Here is a 13,925-nt window from a genome sequence, read left to right on the forward strand (position 1 = left end):
GGGGGTGTTACTCGGTGACCGAGCTGGCCTGTACCAGCGGCGGCACGGTCGGCATCGGCGGCACGACGAGCAGCGGCGAGGCCATCCGGTCGACGGGCCTGAACGGTGCCAGGAACGGCAGCTCCGGGGTGAGGTGGGCGAACTGGCGGCAGACGGCAACCGCTTCGGCCGGGGTGATCTCGGGGGTGCGGATGCGGGACCAGCCGCCGGAGGTGTCGCCGGCCACCGCCGTACCGGGACGGTTCGCGGGGATCGAGGTGGACGCTGCGACCGCTTCCGGGGAGATGTCGGCCAGGCCCATTTCGGCACTGGCCTTGTCGTTGACGCGGTGCACCACACGGCCGGTGAGCTGGGCACGCAGGGCGGTAGCGCCACGGCCGAGGTCGGAGCCGAAGCGCTGCCCGCACACCTCCAGATAGATCCCGATCGCACGAGCCATCTGCCCCAGACGCACCAGTTGCATGACCGTGCGGTCACGGGCCGGTTCGTCCTTCTTGGAGATCACGAGGAACAGTTCCGCGATCTCGTCGATCAGCACCACCAGCGGCACCGGCCGCAGACGCTCAGGTAGCTCCCACAGATCCGACACCCCATGCAGCGCGAGGAGATCGAACCGCTCTTCCATCTCGATGACCAGCGCGTCTATCAGACGTGCTGCATCCTCCGGGGTGGTGACCAGCGCCGACAGCCGGGGCGCGTAGCGGCTCTGTTCGACACCACGCTTGCAGTCGATACCGATCAACCCGACCGGCAACTGAGCCAGCCCCTTGATCAGACTGCGCTGATACACCGACTTGCCGGACTGGTTCGCACCCAGGGTCAGCGCCATCGGGACTTCGCGGTAGTTCCGCTCGAAAACCGTGCCGTCCTCCCGCAGCGCGACCGGGACGACCAGGTCACGAGGTCGGTACGTACGCGGCAGACGAACCCGGTTGAGCACGTCGTAGCCGGTCATCCGCAACTCGACATAGCCGGGCTTGGTCTCCGCCACACTCACCGAGCGGACTCCCCAGGCGTGGCGGAGACGCTCGGTCGACGCGGCGAGGTCGGCAGGCTCCAGACCGGCGGGAAGCCGGAGCGTCACCCGCAGGCCAGTCGAGGTCGGGACCACCCGGCGGACCTTCGGCGGCACCGGCCGCACCTCCTGGCGGGCCAGGTTGCGGGCCACGAAGGCGCGGAAGCGAGACGGCTGCACCGTCAGCCCGCACACCTCCATGGTCGAGCCGTAGGTCCAGGTGAACCGGCCCCAGGTGACCGGCAGACCGACCAGCGACCAGTACGCGCGAGGAGCACGGACCTTCGCGTAGCCGAGCCCGCCGGCGCCAGCGGCCACGGTCCCGAGTTCCACCCAGGGGGACAGGTCGGCCATGGTCAGGCCGCCGGGGTGATCGCGACCGCGCGGAACGAGATCCCGTGCCGCTTCTGGCCGTTGAACTCGTTCTCCCAGTCACGCGCCTTGAGGCCGACGACCCGCACCGGCATACCCGGCATCAGGCCCTCGGGGAAACCGGTCTCCGGCACGGTCACCTGGTAGAGGTTCCCCTCCCCCTCGTCCGAGACCAGCAGGCCCACGGTCGACAGACCGGCGTTGGTGTCACGGTCCACGGCCCGTTCCCCGGTCTTCTTGTTGACCATCTTCGGTTCCGGCGCGGTCGCTACGAACACCACGGCGGTCGAGAGGTCGATCTTGAAGGACGGCATTATGGAGTCTCCCTTAGGGGACAGGCCCCGGGCTGCGTTGTGATCTTGGCGGATGGCACGCAGTCCGGGGCCGCTTGTGTTCCGACACCATCGAAGCTACTCGCAGAAAAACTGCGAGTCAACAGAAAAGCTGCGACTAGTAGGAGAACTCTGAGTCTGCGAGACTGGACGCGACCAGGAAGGTGGAGAGATGGCTAACTTTGGGCTTTTTGTTCGCTTTACGCTGCGCGATGGCGCAGGCGAGGCATTTGACGCGCTGGTAGAAGCGACCACCGCAGGCATCCGGGCGCACGAGCCCGGAACGTTGATCTACTCGTGCCACGAAGTCGAGGGCGCACCCAACGAGCGGACGTTCTACGAGCTGTACGCCGATCACGACGCATTCGAGGAGCACGAGCGCCAGCCCCACACGCGCCACTTCCTCGGCGAGCGTGACAAGTACGTCGAGAAGACCGAGGTTGACCGCCTCCAGCCGTACGCCGGCAAGTACCCCACCGGAGCCGACAAGTGAGTGGCTCAGACACCGTCACTGTCGGTCAGAGGGTGAAGGAGCTTCGTCGCGCCGCAGGCATGTCCCAAAGCGACCTCGCCACTGCGATGGGACGCTCCGAGAGCTGGGTCTCACAGGTCGAGAGAGGTGTGCAGCCTGTCGAGCGACTGTCGATCCTCCAGGGACTCGCAGACGCACTCAATGTGTCCGTACGAGAGGTGCGGCCCGATGCTGCGCCAGTCGAAGAGGTCGCGCCAGAAGATCTACCGAAGAGTAATGATCTCGACGGACTACGTGTAGCGCTGACCGGCCATCCGGCCTTGCCCAGCCTCTTTCAGCAGTCTCCGACCAAGCCAGAACCATCACTCGCTGACTTCCGCCGGCAGGTGGAGGAGGCGTGGGCACTCGCGCACGCATCGAGCTACGCAACACTGAGCGATCATCTCGCTGCCCTTCTCCCGAGCATTGAGGCCGCAGTACGCCACGCACCAGCAGGCGACCGCACCGAGCTGCACGCGCTGCGCGCCAAGGCGTACCAGGTAGCCGCAGCGAGCTTCACTCGGCAAGATCAAGCGGACGCAGCATGGATCGCAGCCGACCGGGCGCTACAGGCAGCCGAGCTAGCTGGTCAGCCCTTGGAGGTCGTCTCCAGCTTGTTCCGCATGGCACATGCCTTCATGCGGCAGCAGCACATGGAGCAGGCCGAACAGGCAGCGAAGTCGGCCGTGGCCGTCATGGCTCCGAGGGCGGAGGCGCCGACGTGCCCACCAGAGGAGCTGTCGCTACTCGGCGCCATGAATCTGGTCCTTGCCGTGATCAATGCAAGGGAAGGGCACCGGGGCCCAACCCGCGAGCACATCGAGCGAGCGCGAGAGATCGCAGCTCGGTTGGGTGGGGACCGCAACGACTTCGATACGGAGTTCGGGCCGACCAACGTAGAGATCCACGCTGTGAGCACGGCGGTTGAGTTGGGAGACGCGGGCCTTGCCCTGGAAGTAGCGGAGCAGGTGGACGCATCGGGGCTCTCCGCAGAGCGCCAGGCACGTTTCCTACTTGACGTGGCGCGGGCGCACGCGCAGCGGCGACACGTCGGGGAAGCCACAGCCGCGCTTCTGGAAGCCGAGGCCCTGACACCCGAGCAGATCCACGATCACTACTTGGCACGCGAGGTCATCCGGGACCTGATCCAGCTCTCAGAGCCCCGAGTGCCCGGACCGCTGCGCGATTTGGCTGATCGAAGCGCTGTCGTCTAGCCGAGCTGTTACAGGTTTCTCTACCTCATCAAGCCCCACCCTTCGGGCGGGGAGGGGGGTCCCGCCTGGTCACAGCCCGCAGCATCCGGCGGGCCTCAGCCGTGGCGCACTTGAGATGACAGAGCACTAGCACGCCACCGCAGGATCTCAGCTCTCCCATGCTTCACCAGCCCCAGGAGCAGCGCAGCACCTCAGCCCCGGCCCACGGTCCACGGCTCGCAGGACAGAGCAGGGGCTCTTGGCCTTCGGCCATCCTGTGCGCTGGCCGACCGGCTTCCTTGCCGCCGCTACGGAGACCACACCCCACCGGCCCGCACTGCGGGCCGGCGCGGGCTCGGGGCCGGGGCTTCGCTCCTGCCTTCGGCCCGCGCCGCCCCGGCCCCGGCCCGCGCCACCGAATCGTTGCCCCGGGGTGATCCCCGTTTCACGCTCTGGCACACCGGGGGCCGATACACAGGACCGCGCCTGATTCCCCGCCCGTCCCGCAGCACCAGGCCCTGACTTGGGCAGCACCGCCGCACGGTCGGCATGCATGATCCGCACGAACCCGACACGACGCTTTGTGATCAAAGACAGGTGCGCCACGGCTGAGGCCCGCCGGACACCACAGGCAGTGAGGGGCGGGACGTGGGGGTTGGGGGCGGTCGCTCCGAGACTTTAAGGTCTGCTGATCTGCGGGGCCCCTCCGAGAGCAAGAAAGGGGGCCGAGTGCCTGCTTCGCACGGTGAGGGCGGTAGCCCTCTCCATTGGATCAAGTGTAATTGCCCCCTTTCATGCTCTCGCCCCGCAGATCACCAGACCTCAAACTCTCTCCCCCGACCGCGCGGGCAGCCAGTACGCTGAGTTCGGCTTGTCAAGAGGGCGCCTGTTTCTGACATCAGCGGCTGACACCAACAGACGCGAACAGCAGCGGTCGCCGCCGAACCTCAGCGGACAGTCAGGCGAGGAACAGAGCGAGTTGACCGACGTCGACGACTCCCCGTGATCGACCTGATAAGGATGAGGCCACAGGTTCAAATCCTGTTAGCCCCACCAGCATGAAGACCCTCAACCGATCGTGGTTGGGGGTCTTCTTCGTTTGGTTTTCGTTCGGCCGGACGCGAATGCGAGAAACCCCCGGCAGGGGAAGGCCGGGGGTTTCTCGCTGCTCTGCGGGGCGTCGTACGCAAGATCGGATCGCCGGTGGGGTGGGTGTCGGGCGGGAGGATCAGCGCTGGAGAGGTGCGAGGGGCTCTGTCTGTGGGAGAGGGGCATCGGGGGCGGCTACCGGGCTGATGACGGTCCTGGCCGTGTCCGTGGCCGGGCGGTGGCGGCAGGTGGGCGAGGAGCCGTGGGCCTCGGCGCGGATGCGTTGCTTCATCGTCGGGGGCAGGGCGCGGTCGTGGGGCCGGGTCTGGAGGGGCAGGACCGGTGTCCTCGCGGGAGCCGCGCAGTTGCGGGTCGTCTCGGTCCGCTGTACCGCGGCGCCTGCCGTGGTCGTGATGAGTCCGAGCGCCGTGCACAGCGCGAGGAAGGCGGTGACGATGGCGGTCCACAGCTTCATGACCTTGTTCTGGGCCATGGCCCCTCACTTTCGGGTCGGGCGATTTGCGTACTTTCCTCATGATGTGTATGTGGGCTCCGAAGTGGGGGACCGACGCCCATGGCGCGGCGATCTTCAGATGAACATCACTCGGACGGGCGCAAGGCCTGCGGAAAGCTCCAGAGCGAGGGGGTTCCGGGACTCGTGGAGGTGTGCGAGGTGTGATGGACCTGTGCGATGAACCTGTGATCGGAATGACAGAATCCGGTTCTACTGAGGCTTTCCGGGCGGCAGTTGAGCGCCCGACGCAGGTCACCGATCGATATCGGTCGGTGTGTATAGTCGGGCGGCAGAGGTCCCCTACGTCAAGGAAAGACGAGGTCGCGCGGTGAAGAAGCTTCTCCTGGTCGCACTGGCCGCCATCGGCGGGCTCCTCGTGTACCGCCAGATCCAGGCGGATCGCGCCGAGCAGGATCTGTGGACGGAGGCGACTGACTCCGTGCCCACGGGTTCGTGAACATCGACATCAGTCTCAGAGCAGACCCCGGCCGTGCTCACGGCCGGGGTTTTGTGTTGCTTGGGCGTATGGTCCCGGAAATTTGGGCGCATCCTGTCGGCGCTGATTCGCTTTGGTGAACGAATTGATTGCGTAGGCAAAGTGAAGGTCTTCGTAGAGGACGTTTTCGGCCGCTCGTCCGCAGGAAAGCGGGCACGCGCGCGTACGGCCCGGCAGGATGGGCGCGTTCGGGGCACGACTTCCCGGCTATGACTTCTGGGCTTCGGCTTCGGAGCCGCGACTTCGGGTCTACGACGAGGGGTGGCGCGTGATGGGGCGGCGTACAGTCCGGTGGCGAGCTGCGGCGGCAGCGGGGGCGGCCCTGTACGTGACGACGGCGCTGTCCGCGCCCGCCACGGCGGCCGATGCACCGACTCCGTACTCCTATGCCGAGGACGCGACGGGGGTCGAGGGCTCGACGAGCTCCACGGGGGCCATACGGCTGGCACCTGGCAAGACCTATCGCAGCTCCATCGGCCCCGGTGCCAAGCTCTACTACCGCCTCGATCTCGACGCCGTGGCCAACGCGTACGCCTCGGCCACGGCCGTCCCCGCGGTGGGGGCCACGGTCGCCTCCTCGGACGGCGTCAGGGTGAGCGTGGAGGACTCCGACGGCCGCCGCTGTTCCTACGAGACCGCCCGCTTCGGCGCGACCCGCAGTGCGCACCCCGTCACCGCCCTGGCCTCACGTGAGATCGGCACCGACGAGTACATGTGCCAGGCATCCGGGGCGTACTACCTCGTCGTCCAACGCGTCGGTTCGGGTACGGGCTCCACCTCCGGATCGTCGTCGGGCTCCGTACCGGAGGGCTCGTCGGAGGAGTGGGGGCTGGAGCTCGGCTACGCCTCGGAGCCCGCTGTGGAGAAGGGCGGCTCGACGAGCGCCCCCGAGAACTGGAACTCGGCCCCGCCCGAGGCCGTGCAAGGAGATCCCGAGCGGCGCCGTGGCGGGAGCGGCTTCGCCACGGCGAGCCCCCTCGCGCAGGGGGTCTGGCAGGACGAGACCGGGATCAAGGCCGGGGAGACGCTCTTCTACAAGGTGCCGGTCGACTGGGGGCAGCAGCTCTACGCCACCGCCGAACTGGGCAGCACGACCGGCGGCGACGGGTTCGTGGGCAACGCACTGGCCATGTCGCTCTACAACCCCGCGCGCGGCTTCGTGGACGACGCGCTCATCAGCTACGGCGGCGACCAGCGGTCCGCCGACCTGGACCCGCTCCCCCCTGTCGCGTACGACAACCGCTTTTCCTTCGACGGAGAGGCGAGCGGAATGCGGTTCGCCGGCTGGTACTACCTGGCGGTCCACCTCGGCACGCCGGTCGCCGCCCGGTACGGCGACGAGCCCATGGGTCTGACCCTGCGCGTGCGGGTGAGGGGCCAGGCGCAGGACGGGCCGGGGTACCTGGGAGCGGCCGCACCGAGCGGGGTCTTCGAGGTCACCGACGAGGACCAGGAGGCGGCGGAGAACGGGACGACGGGGGACACTCTGGACGATGCGGGGGACACCGACGGCGAGGGGGACGTGGACGGGGAGGCGGCCTCCGGCGGCGGCGGGGAGGACTCCGGGAACTCCACGGTGACCGGAGACAAGCGTCTCGCCATGACAGCGGTCGCGGCCGGCGGTATCGGCACGGGCAGCCTGCTGGTGCTCGGGCTCCTGATGTGGACCCTCGTGGCACGCAGGCGGGCGGCCGGCGCGGGGCGGGCAGGGCGGGCGGGGCGAGGGCCGGGTACGGCTTCGCGGGGGCGGCACGGGCCGTCTCGGGGCCGGTAGCGCCCACGAAGGCTGGCGGCTGTCGAGCGGGCGACCCGCCCTGAGGGGCACGAGGCAGTCGACGTACGGGTCAAAGCTGGCCGAGCGCCCAAAACCCCACGGCGAAGCAGGCCAGCGCGAGCAGCAGTACCGGAACGACGACCTTCGCGGGCGGGCCCGGACGACGCCGGGAGATCGCCCTCGATCGGCGTGGAACCTGCGCGGGCCGAGCGGTGTATGAACCAGTAGAGGCGTACGCGTGCTGCTGCACCGCCGAGGTCGGGGCCTGAGAGAGGCCCAGCGGCGGTTGCGGCTGAGGGGAGGGGACATGCGTGGGTTCGGGGTGCGGAGCGTGCAGGGGCGTCGCGGCGGGGGGAGTGGTCTGCTGCTCCTGTTGGTGCTGTGGGTGGCCGGGCGCGTGCTGCTGCTCCGCCTGGCGCGAGGGCGCGTGGGCGGCCAGCACCTGGGGTGGCGGCAGATGGAAGCTGCCGGTGTCCGACATCGTGGCCGGCCGCGGCGGCACGGGGTCGCGTTCGGGCCGTGGCGGTACGGCGGCAGGCGACGGTTCGGGCGATACGTGCCCGGTGTGCCCCGAAGACGAAGAGCCGGAGCCGGTCTGGGGCGGGGCGCTGATGGGCATGGGGGGCGTCGATATGGGGCCTGTGTACGGAGGTTGAGGTACGGAGTCGGCAGGCGCAGCCGGGGGCACCGAGCCCGTGCCGGGCTGCGAGGGCGGGTCCTGGGCTGCCAGGACCTGGGGCGGCGGAGCGGGGAGCGGAGGGTGCTGAGGCGGCGGTGGCGTCACGTCCACACCGGACGATGACAGGCCAGACGAAGAGGACGTGGCGGAGCGAGGCGCCGACGAAAGCGAAGACGAGTGAGGAGGAGACGAGGGCGAAGGCGCGGACGGACCAAGCGAGTTGGAAGGAGTGCCCATGCTCGGGTGAGGAGTGTGCGTACCCCGGCCGGGAGTTGATGAGGACTTGCCGCCGGTGCCCGTACCGATGCTGTCCAGCCCTGATGCTCGCTGCAGTGGTCCTTCGGGGCTGAACCCCTGTGGGAGGGGGCCGAGTTGGTCGAAGACCTCGACGATCTCGTCGTCGGGCCCGGGCTCGGGCAGGAGCTCGATGGCCGCGGCAAGGGCCTTGCGGGCGCCCGTGGCGGTGCGGAAGCGGGCGTTCGGGTCCGGCTGGAGCAGGGTGGCGATCACCTGCCACAGGGGCTCGGGGATGCCCCGAGGGGCCTTCGGCGTGCCGTGGGCGGCGAAGTGCTCGATGAGCGCCTTGGCATCGGGTTTGGCGCCCTCCAGCAGGTACAGGGCGACAAGGCCCACCGCGAACAGGTCGGCCGGGAAGTCCGGGTCCGCGCCCAGCATCTGCTCAGGGGCGAAGTAACCCGGCGTTCCCACCACGTAGTTGGTCTCGGTCAGCCGAGGTTCGCCCAGGCGCATGGCGATGCCGAAGTCGGACAGCCGCAGCCGGGGCCGGGCCGTGCCGGTGGCTTCCAGGAGCACGTTGGCGGGCTTGATGTCGCGGTGGATGACGCCTTCCGCGTGCACGGCGGCGAGGCCGGAGAGCAGTTGGTCGAGCAGCTCGCAGACGTAGGAGGGCGGAAGGGGGCCGTAGTCGTTGATGAGGTTGACCAGGGAACCCCCGGCGACCAGGTCCATGGTGAACAGGACCTTGTCGTCGTCGGCGGCCCAGCTTGCGGGCGCGAGCACATGGGGGTGATCGATCCGCACGGCCTGTTCGCGGACGAACCGCAGCAGGGCGTGTGCGTCGCGTTGCTGCAGGACTTTGGCGGCCACGTACCGGCGGCGCCGGTGGTCCCAGGTGCGCCAGACCGCGCCGACTCCCCCGCGTCCGATCGGGTCGACCAGTTCGTACCGGCCGGCGAAGACCTCACCCATGGCTGTGCGTCGTTCCCCCTTCGGCTCCCCCCTTGGCTGCCCGTCGGCGGAGGACACGGCGCTCGCGCCGTCCTCCGCGGAGCCGGTTTCCGCTCACCGGCTCTTCTCGGAGCTGGCTTCCGTCCTTCTGTCCCCCCTGTCGCTCCGCGACGCTCTCGTCCGCTGTCCTTCCCCTGCCCTTCGGCCGGCTCTTTCGGAGCCTACGTCCACGTCTCCGTGGCTCGTTCGGGATCTGCTGGGTCCCTCGTCCCCTTCTTCGGTCGGGCCCGGTCGCCGAACCCCCTTTCGATGACCGGGCCTTGGACTCAGTTCTGGTGGGACTGGTAGTGCGCCACCGCGTCCGAGGTGCGGCCCGCGCCGTACACCCGGAGGAACTCTGCCAGTTCCGGGTGGGTCGGGGCGAGGGTGTCCGCCGCCTCGATGATGTCGCCTGCGGCCGCGACCGAGCGCAGCAGCGACTGGATCTCGCGGACGACCCGCTTGACCGTCGGCGCCCCCGAACTCGTCGTCGACTGTGTGGTGTTGCTGAGCACCGATCCCCCCTGTGACTTCTTGATCTCGTCCATCCGCTCGGTCGCCTCGGCGGCGCTCACGCTGCCGTCCGCGACCTGACCGGCCAGGTCCTGCAGCAGCTGAACCCGCTGGACCACTGCCGGATTGCCGATCTTGGCACGCTGACCACTCATCAGCTGCGACAGCATCGGTGCGGACAGGCCCAGTACCCCCGCGAGACGAGCCTGGTTGAGCCCCAGATCCTCGATGAGCCTACGGAAGAGCGCCCCCAACGGCTCTCCGTACCAGTTCCGCTGCAGCTCCCGGGCTCTTGCGGTCGCTTCCTGCTGTGCGGCGTCCATTGCGTCTCCCCATCGCTTCCCCAAATACCGCGGTTCGCTCTAGCGAACCACGACGAGCATCTTACGGAGAGTGGTCGTTCACGGGGACCCCCAATCTTTTTGCGAGATCCAGGGGATGACCCGGTACTCTGGTCTGCGGCGCCTCCGGTGGTCGGTACCTCCGGGTGGACGCTTCCCTTCCGGGGCCTTAGCTCAGTTGGTAGAGCGCTGTCTTTGCATGGCAGATGTCAGGGGTTCGACTCCCCTAGGCTCCACAGCGGATCGACCGGGCCAGATGTCGTAGGACATCCGGCCCGGTCTTTTTCCTGTGGCAGGGACCGGGGTCTCCGGCGATGCTCCGATCCGGGTTCGTCGCGATCGCTATCGGTGCACTGCTCGGGAAGGTGGGCTCTGGAGCGGGGCGACGCGCGGTGGCACGTGTCGACGTGCGCATATGCGAAAACCGTGGTCTGGGTCACGGTGCGACGCGACCGGGTGGGTTCATCACTCTTCGCAACCGGATTGACACATTCCGAGAAATGTCGCGTCGGCGGTTCTGGCGGTGCGGACGTTTCACGTGAAACAGCCCTGTGCGGGCAGGAGAGCTTCAAATCTCCTGCCCGCACAGGGCTGTTGAGGGGCGCCCTGAGATGAATGGGGGATGCCTGGGCGAGAGCGACTTCGATTGTCGGCCTCAGTGGCGCTCGTCGCGTTCCGCGGCCTCCTCCTCGGCCTGCTTGGCCTGGACCTCCGGGTCGAGAACGGACTGGTCGCTGCCGTCGACGGAGGACAGGCGGCCGGGGTCGGAGACCTCGGTGGCGGCGGGAGGCTCGACCAGCCAGTCCGGGTTGGCCTGCTTGTCCCACCACTTCCATGCGGCGAAGGCGCCACCCGCCAGGACACCCAGCACCGCCAGCCCCTTGGCGGCGCGGCCGAGCCTGGCACGGCGCTGCTGCTTGCGCACCAGCTTCTGGATCTGCTGGGGCGACACCTGCCCGCGCAGTGCGGCCAACGCCGCCACACCGCGGGCCGCGGCCTCCTCTCGGACGGGGCCGGCCGCGGCCACCGCCTGCTCGATGCGTGGACGCGAGTAGTCGGCGGCCTGGCGAGCCGCCTTACGCGTGCGGACGGCGGCCTCATGGGCTGCGTGGTCGACCTTCGGCGGCACATGCGTGCGGGCCTGTTCCAGCCGCGGGACGACATGGGCGCCGTACTGGACGCGTGCCTGTTCCGCGGCCTGCGACACCTTCGGCGCGAGTCGTACGCGTGCCTCGTGCGCGTAGTGCGAGGCCTTGTCCTTGGCCGTGTCGGCGTAGGGCGCCACCACTTCCGCGGCGTGCAGCACGCTGTCCTTCGCCGAGCCGGTCGCGGCGCGCACGCTGTCGATGCGGGTCACGGGATCCTCCTCCTCGGTGGCGTACGGTAATTCGACTTTCCACCCTTTTGGGGATCATGCCTCCCGGAACGCTCCAGGGCATGTGAGGGCGGGCATCCGGGTCATGGGCGCCGACTCCGCGAGGCCGGGGAGCAGGAAACGCTCAAGATCCGGAGATGCAATAGCGGATGAATACGGGGCAACGGGAACTTGTCCATGACAGTGCCGACAATGCCACGGATCGTCGCGAAGCGCGCCGATACCGGCGGTACTCGACCGGTTTTCCGCACGGCCGCCGCACGAGGGTGTGGCCGTCGGGCGACTCGGAGCCCCGTCCGTGCGAGGATCGGGGGAGTTCACAGAGGACAACGGAAGGCAGATCGTGGCTGAGCAGCTGTACGCCACCCTGAAGACCAACCACGGCGACATCGAGGTGCGGCTGCTGCCGAACCACGCGCCCAAGACGGTCCGTAACTTCGTCGAGCTCGCCCAGGGCGAGCGTGAGTGGACGAATCCGGCCACCGGCCAGAAGTCCACGGACAGGCTCTACGACGGCACGGTCTTCCACCGGGTGATCAGCGGATTCATGATCCAGGGCGGTGACCCCCTGGGCAACGGCACCGGCGGTCCCGGCTACCAGTTCGCGGACGAGTTCCACCCGGACCTCGCCTTCGACAAGCCCTACCTGCTGGCCATGGCCAACGCCGGCCCGGGCACCAACGGCTCGCAGTTCTTCATCACCGTCTCCCCGACGGCGTGGCTGACCCGCAAGCACACCATCTTCGGCGAGGTCGTCGACACGGCCAGCCAGAAGGTTGTGGACGCCATCGCGACCACCCAGACCAACCCGCGCACCGACCGCCCGGTCAACGACGTCGTCATCGAGTCGGTCGTCGTCGAGACCCGCCAGGGCTGAGCCCGAAGGGTTCACAAGGTCCCGAAGGGAACCATTCGCCCCGCCCATCCGTAAGGATGGGCGGGGCGAATGGTTCCACGGACGACACGGAGGGACACCATGGACCAGGTGCCGGGCAGCTCGCAGGACGCACAGAGCCTGCCCACCTGCTACCGGCACCCGGGCCGCGAGACGGGCATCCGCTGCACCCGCTGCGAGCGCCCCATCTGCCCCGAGTGCATGGTGAGTGCCTCCGTGGGCTTCCAATGCCCCGAATGTGTCCGCAACGGCTCAGGGACGGGGCACGCGCCGTCCGCCTCCCAGCCCCGCACCCTCGCGGGCGGCACGGTCGCCGCCGACCCCCGACTCATCACCAAGCTCCTGGTCGGCGTGAACCTGCTGCTTTTCCTGGTACAGCTCTCGCTGGGCGACGACCTCACCGCCCGGTTGTACCTCATCGGGCGGGACTGGATCCCGCAATTGGGCACCACGCTCCAAGGCGTCGCCGAAGGGCAGTGGTACCGGCTGCTGACGTCGATGTTCCTGCACGGCAGCGTCATGCACATCGCCTTCAACATGCTCAGCCTGTGGTGGATCGGCGGCCCGCTGGAGGCGGCCCTCGGCCGCGCCCGCTACCTCGCGCTGTACTTCATCTCCGGCTTCGCGGGCAGCGCGCTCACCTATCTGCTCGCCGAGCCGAACCAGGCGTCCCTCGGTGCTTCCGGCGCCATCTTCGGCCTCTTCGGCGCGACCGCCATCCTCATGCGGCGGCTGAAGTACGACATGCGCCCGGTCATCATCCTGCTGGTGATCAACCTGGTCATCACCTTCGGCTGGTCCAGCATCGCCTGGCAGGCCCACGTCGGCGGCCTCGTCGGCGGTGTCCTGATCGGCTACGCGATGGTCCACGCACCGCGCGAGCGCCGGGGGCTGATCCAGTACGGCGTGTGTGCCCTGGTGATGGTCGCCGCGGTGGCCATGACGCTGGTCAGGACGGCTCAGCTCGTCTGAGCCGTCATCGATACGACACTGTTGTCCACAGACTGTGGCGGATCTTGTGCATAGGGTGCGGGAACAGGTGTGCCCCCTGTCGCTCACCTGTGTTTCCACAGGTCAGGCAGGGGGCGAACGTGTTTGCGGGTGTCAGTTGACCAGTCGTACCGGCGTCAACGCCCGATGGGTTATCCACAGATGGTCTTTCTTTTCCCCATGTGGATAACCCCTGTGGATAACTCCGTGGACAGCTCTGGGGAGAGCTGGTCTCACGGCGTCGGGGCTGCTACTTCCACTGGGTCGAGACGCCGAATCCCGCGGCGATGAAGCCGAACCCGACCACGATGTTCCAGTTGCCGAGCGAGTCAATGGGCAGGGAGCCGTCGGTCACATAGAAGACGACGATCCAGGCGAGGCCGATGAGGAACATGGCCAGCATGACCGGCGCGACCCAGCCGCGGCTGTTCAGCTTGATATTCGTCGCCTGCTTTGACGGCGGCGGCGTGTAGTCGGCCTTCTTGCGGATACGTGACTTCGGCACGAGGGTCTCTCCTGTCGATGCGCTGCGTGGCCGCGCAGGGAAGTGTGGCGGGCTCCGGGGCAGCGTACAAGGGGACACTGAATGCTCCCCCGGGCGTCCGTTAG

General features: G+C 68.3%; 13 protein-coding genes and 1 tRNA gene. 7 read left to right on the forward strand and 7 right to left on the reverse strand.

Annotated elements, in window-relative coordinates:
• Window positions 1–7: 7 nt before the first annotated feature.
• Both F3T56_RS05040 and F3T56_RS05045 read right to left on the reverse strand, forming a co-directional pair.
• Window positions 8–1,369: an FtsK/SpoIIIE domain-containing protein gene (locus F3T56_RS05040; protein ID WP_149823467.1), complete on the reverse strand. Its 1,362-nt coding sequence runs from the start codon at window positions 1,367–1,369 to the stop codon at window positions 8–10.
• 2 nt (window positions 1,370–1,371) lie between these two features.
• Window positions 1,372–1,701 (reverse strand): SCO3933 family regulatory protein, encoded by a 330-nt coding sequence (locus F3T56_RS05045; RefSeq protein ID WP_149823468.1) that lies wholly within the window; start codon window positions 1,699–1,701, stop codon window positions 1,372–1,374.
• 190 nt (window positions 1,702–1,891) lie between these two features.
• Between F3T56_RS05045 and F3T56_RS05050 the strand changes: the two genes are divergently transcribed.
• Together F3T56_RS05050 and F3T56_RS05055 are read left to right on the forward strand one after the other, a co-directional pair.
• On the forward strand, window positions 1,892–2,212 hold the full coding sequence (locus F3T56_RS05050; RefSeq protein WP_149823469.1) for a putative quinol monooxygenase: 321 nt from the start codon (window positions 1,892–1,894) through the stop codon (window positions 2,210–2,212).
• 32 nt (window positions 2,213–2,244) lie between these two features.
• Window positions 2,245–3,444: a helix-turn-helix domain-containing protein gene (locus tag F3T56_RS05055; RefSeq protein WP_246203407.1), complete on the forward strand. Its 1,200-nt coding sequence runs from the start codon at window positions 2,245–2,247 to the stop codon at window positions 3,442–3,444.
• 1,207 nt (window positions 3,445–4,651) lie between these two features.
• Here the strand turns inward: F3T56_RS05055 and F3T56_RS05060 are convergent.
• Complete coding sequence (locus F3T56_RS05060) at window positions 4,652–5,005, reverse strand: DUF6344 domain-containing protein (RefSeq protein WP_149823471.1); 354 nt, start codon at window positions 5,003–5,005, stop codon at window positions 4,652–4,654.
• Window positions 5,006–5,354: 349 nt separating this feature from the next.
• Between F3T56_RS05060 and F3T56_RS05065 the strand changes: the two genes are divergently transcribed.
• Both F3T56_RS05065 and F3T56_RS05070 read left to right on the forward strand, forming a co-directional pair.
• The gene (locus F3T56_RS05065; protein ID WP_003999697.1) at window positions 5,355–5,483 is read left to right on the forward strand and encodes a DLW-39 family protein; all 129 of its coding nucleotides are present in this window, start codon (window positions 5,355–5,357) and stop codon (window positions 5,481–5,483) included.
• 310 nt (window positions 5,484–5,793) lie between these two features.
• Window positions 5,794–7,296 carry a hypothetical protein gene (locus F3T56_RS05070; protein ID WP_172638806.1) on the forward strand — a complete coding sequence of 501 codons (1,503 nt, stop codon included), beginning with the start codon at window positions 5,794–5,796 and terminating at the stop codon, window positions 7,294–7,296.
• 70 nt (window positions 7,297–7,366) lie between these two features.
• On the opposite strand, the gene F3T56_RS05075 is transcribed toward F3T56_RS05070, so the two are convergent.
• Window positions 7,367–9,184: a serine/threonine-protein kinase gene (locus F3T56_RS05075; RefSeq protein WP_149823473.1), complete on the reverse strand. Its 1,818-nt coding sequence runs from the start codon at window positions 9,182–9,184 to the stop codon at window positions 7,367–7,369.
• Window positions 9,185–9,489: 305 nt separating this feature from the next.
• Window positions 9,490–10,038, reverse strand: coding sequence for a helix-turn-helix domain-containing protein (locus tag F3T56_RS05080; protein WP_033530590.1), 549 nt, complete (start codon window positions 10,036–10,038; stop codon window positions 9,490–9,492).
• 181 nt (window positions 10,039–10,219) lie between these two features.
• Between F3T56_RS05080 and F3T56_RS05085 the strand changes: the two genes are divergently transcribed.
• Window positions 10,220–10,292, forward strand: a tRNA-Ala gene (locus F3T56_RS05085).
• 419 nt (window positions 10,293–10,711) lie between these two features.
• Here the strand turns inward: F3T56_RS05085 and F3T56_RS05090 are convergent.
• The gene (locus F3T56_RS05090; protein WP_149823474.1) at window positions 10,712–11,413 is read right to left on the reverse strand and encodes a DUF5324 family protein; all 702 of its coding nucleotides are present in this window, start codon (window positions 11,411–11,413) and stop codon (window positions 10,712–10,714) included.
• A 361-nt stretch (window positions 11,414–11,774) separates the two neighbouring features.
• Here F3T56_RS05090 and F3T56_RS05095 point away from each other — a divergent pair, with 361 nt between their 5' ends.
• The gene (locus tag F3T56_RS05095; protein WP_149823475.1) at window positions 11,775–12,308 is read left to right on the forward strand and encodes a peptidylprolyl isomerase; all 534 of its coding nucleotides are present in this window, start codon (window positions 11,775–11,777) and stop codon (window positions 12,306–12,308) included.
• 99 nt (window positions 12,309–12,407) lie between these two features.
• Window positions 12,408–13,298, forward strand: coding sequence for a rhomboid family intramembrane serine protease (locus tag F3T56_RS05100; RefSeq protein ID WP_149823476.1), 891 nt, complete (start codon window positions 12,408–12,410; stop codon window positions 13,296–13,298).
• A 268-nt stretch (window positions 13,299–13,566) separates the two neighbouring features.
• On the opposite strand, the gene crgA is transcribed toward F3T56_RS05100, so the two are convergent.
• Entirely contained in the window at window positions 13,567–13,821 is a 255-nt protein-coding gene (gene crgA / locus F3T56_RS05105) for a cell division protein CrgA (protein ID WP_045558527.1), read from the reverse strand.
• Between the last annotated feature and the right edge of the window lie 104 nt (window positions 13,822–13,925).

It is taken from the genome of Streptomyces tailanensis (assembly GCF_008386495.1).
Classification (GTDB): Bacteria; Actinomycetota; Actinomycetes; order Streptomycetales; family Streptomycetaceae; genus Streptomyces; species Streptomyces tailanensis.

Excerpts from the sequence above, each read along its gene's own strand:
- F3T56_RS05075 (WP_149823473.1), bottom strand. The coding sequence starts at position 9,184 with ATGGGTGAGGTCTTCGCCGGCCGGTACGAACTGGTCGACCCGATCGGA.
- F3T56_RS05080 (WP_033530590.1), bottom strand. The coding sequence starts at position 10,038 with ATGGACGCCGCACAGCAGGAAGCGACCGCAAGAGCCCGGGAGCTGCAG.
- F3T56_RS05050 (WP_149823469.1), top strand. The coding sequence starts at position 1,892 with ATGGCTAACTTTGGGCTTTTTGTTCGCTTTACGCTGCGCGATGGCGCA.
- F3T56_RS05040 (WP_149823467.1), bottom strand. The coding sequence starts at position 1,369 with ATGGCCGACCTGTCCCCCTGGGTGGAACTCGGGACCGTGGCCGCTGGC.
- F3T56_RS05045 (WP_149823468.1), bottom strand. The coding sequence starts at position 1,701 with ATGCCGTCCTTCAAGATCGACCTCTCGACCGCCGTGGTGTTCGTAGCG.
- F3T56_RS05070 (WP_172638806.1), top strand. The coding sequence starts at position 5,794 with ATGGGGCGGCGTACAGTCCGGTGGCGAGCTGCGGCGGCAGCGGGGGCG.
- F3T56_RS05100 (WP_149823476.1), top strand. The coding sequence starts at position 12,408 with ATGGACCAGGTGCCGGGCAGCTCGCAGGACGCACAGAGCCTGCCCACC.
- F3T56_RS05060 (WP_149823471.1), bottom strand. The coding sequence starts at position 5,005 with ATGGCCCAGAACAAGGTCATGAAGCTGTGGACCGCCATCGTCACCGCC.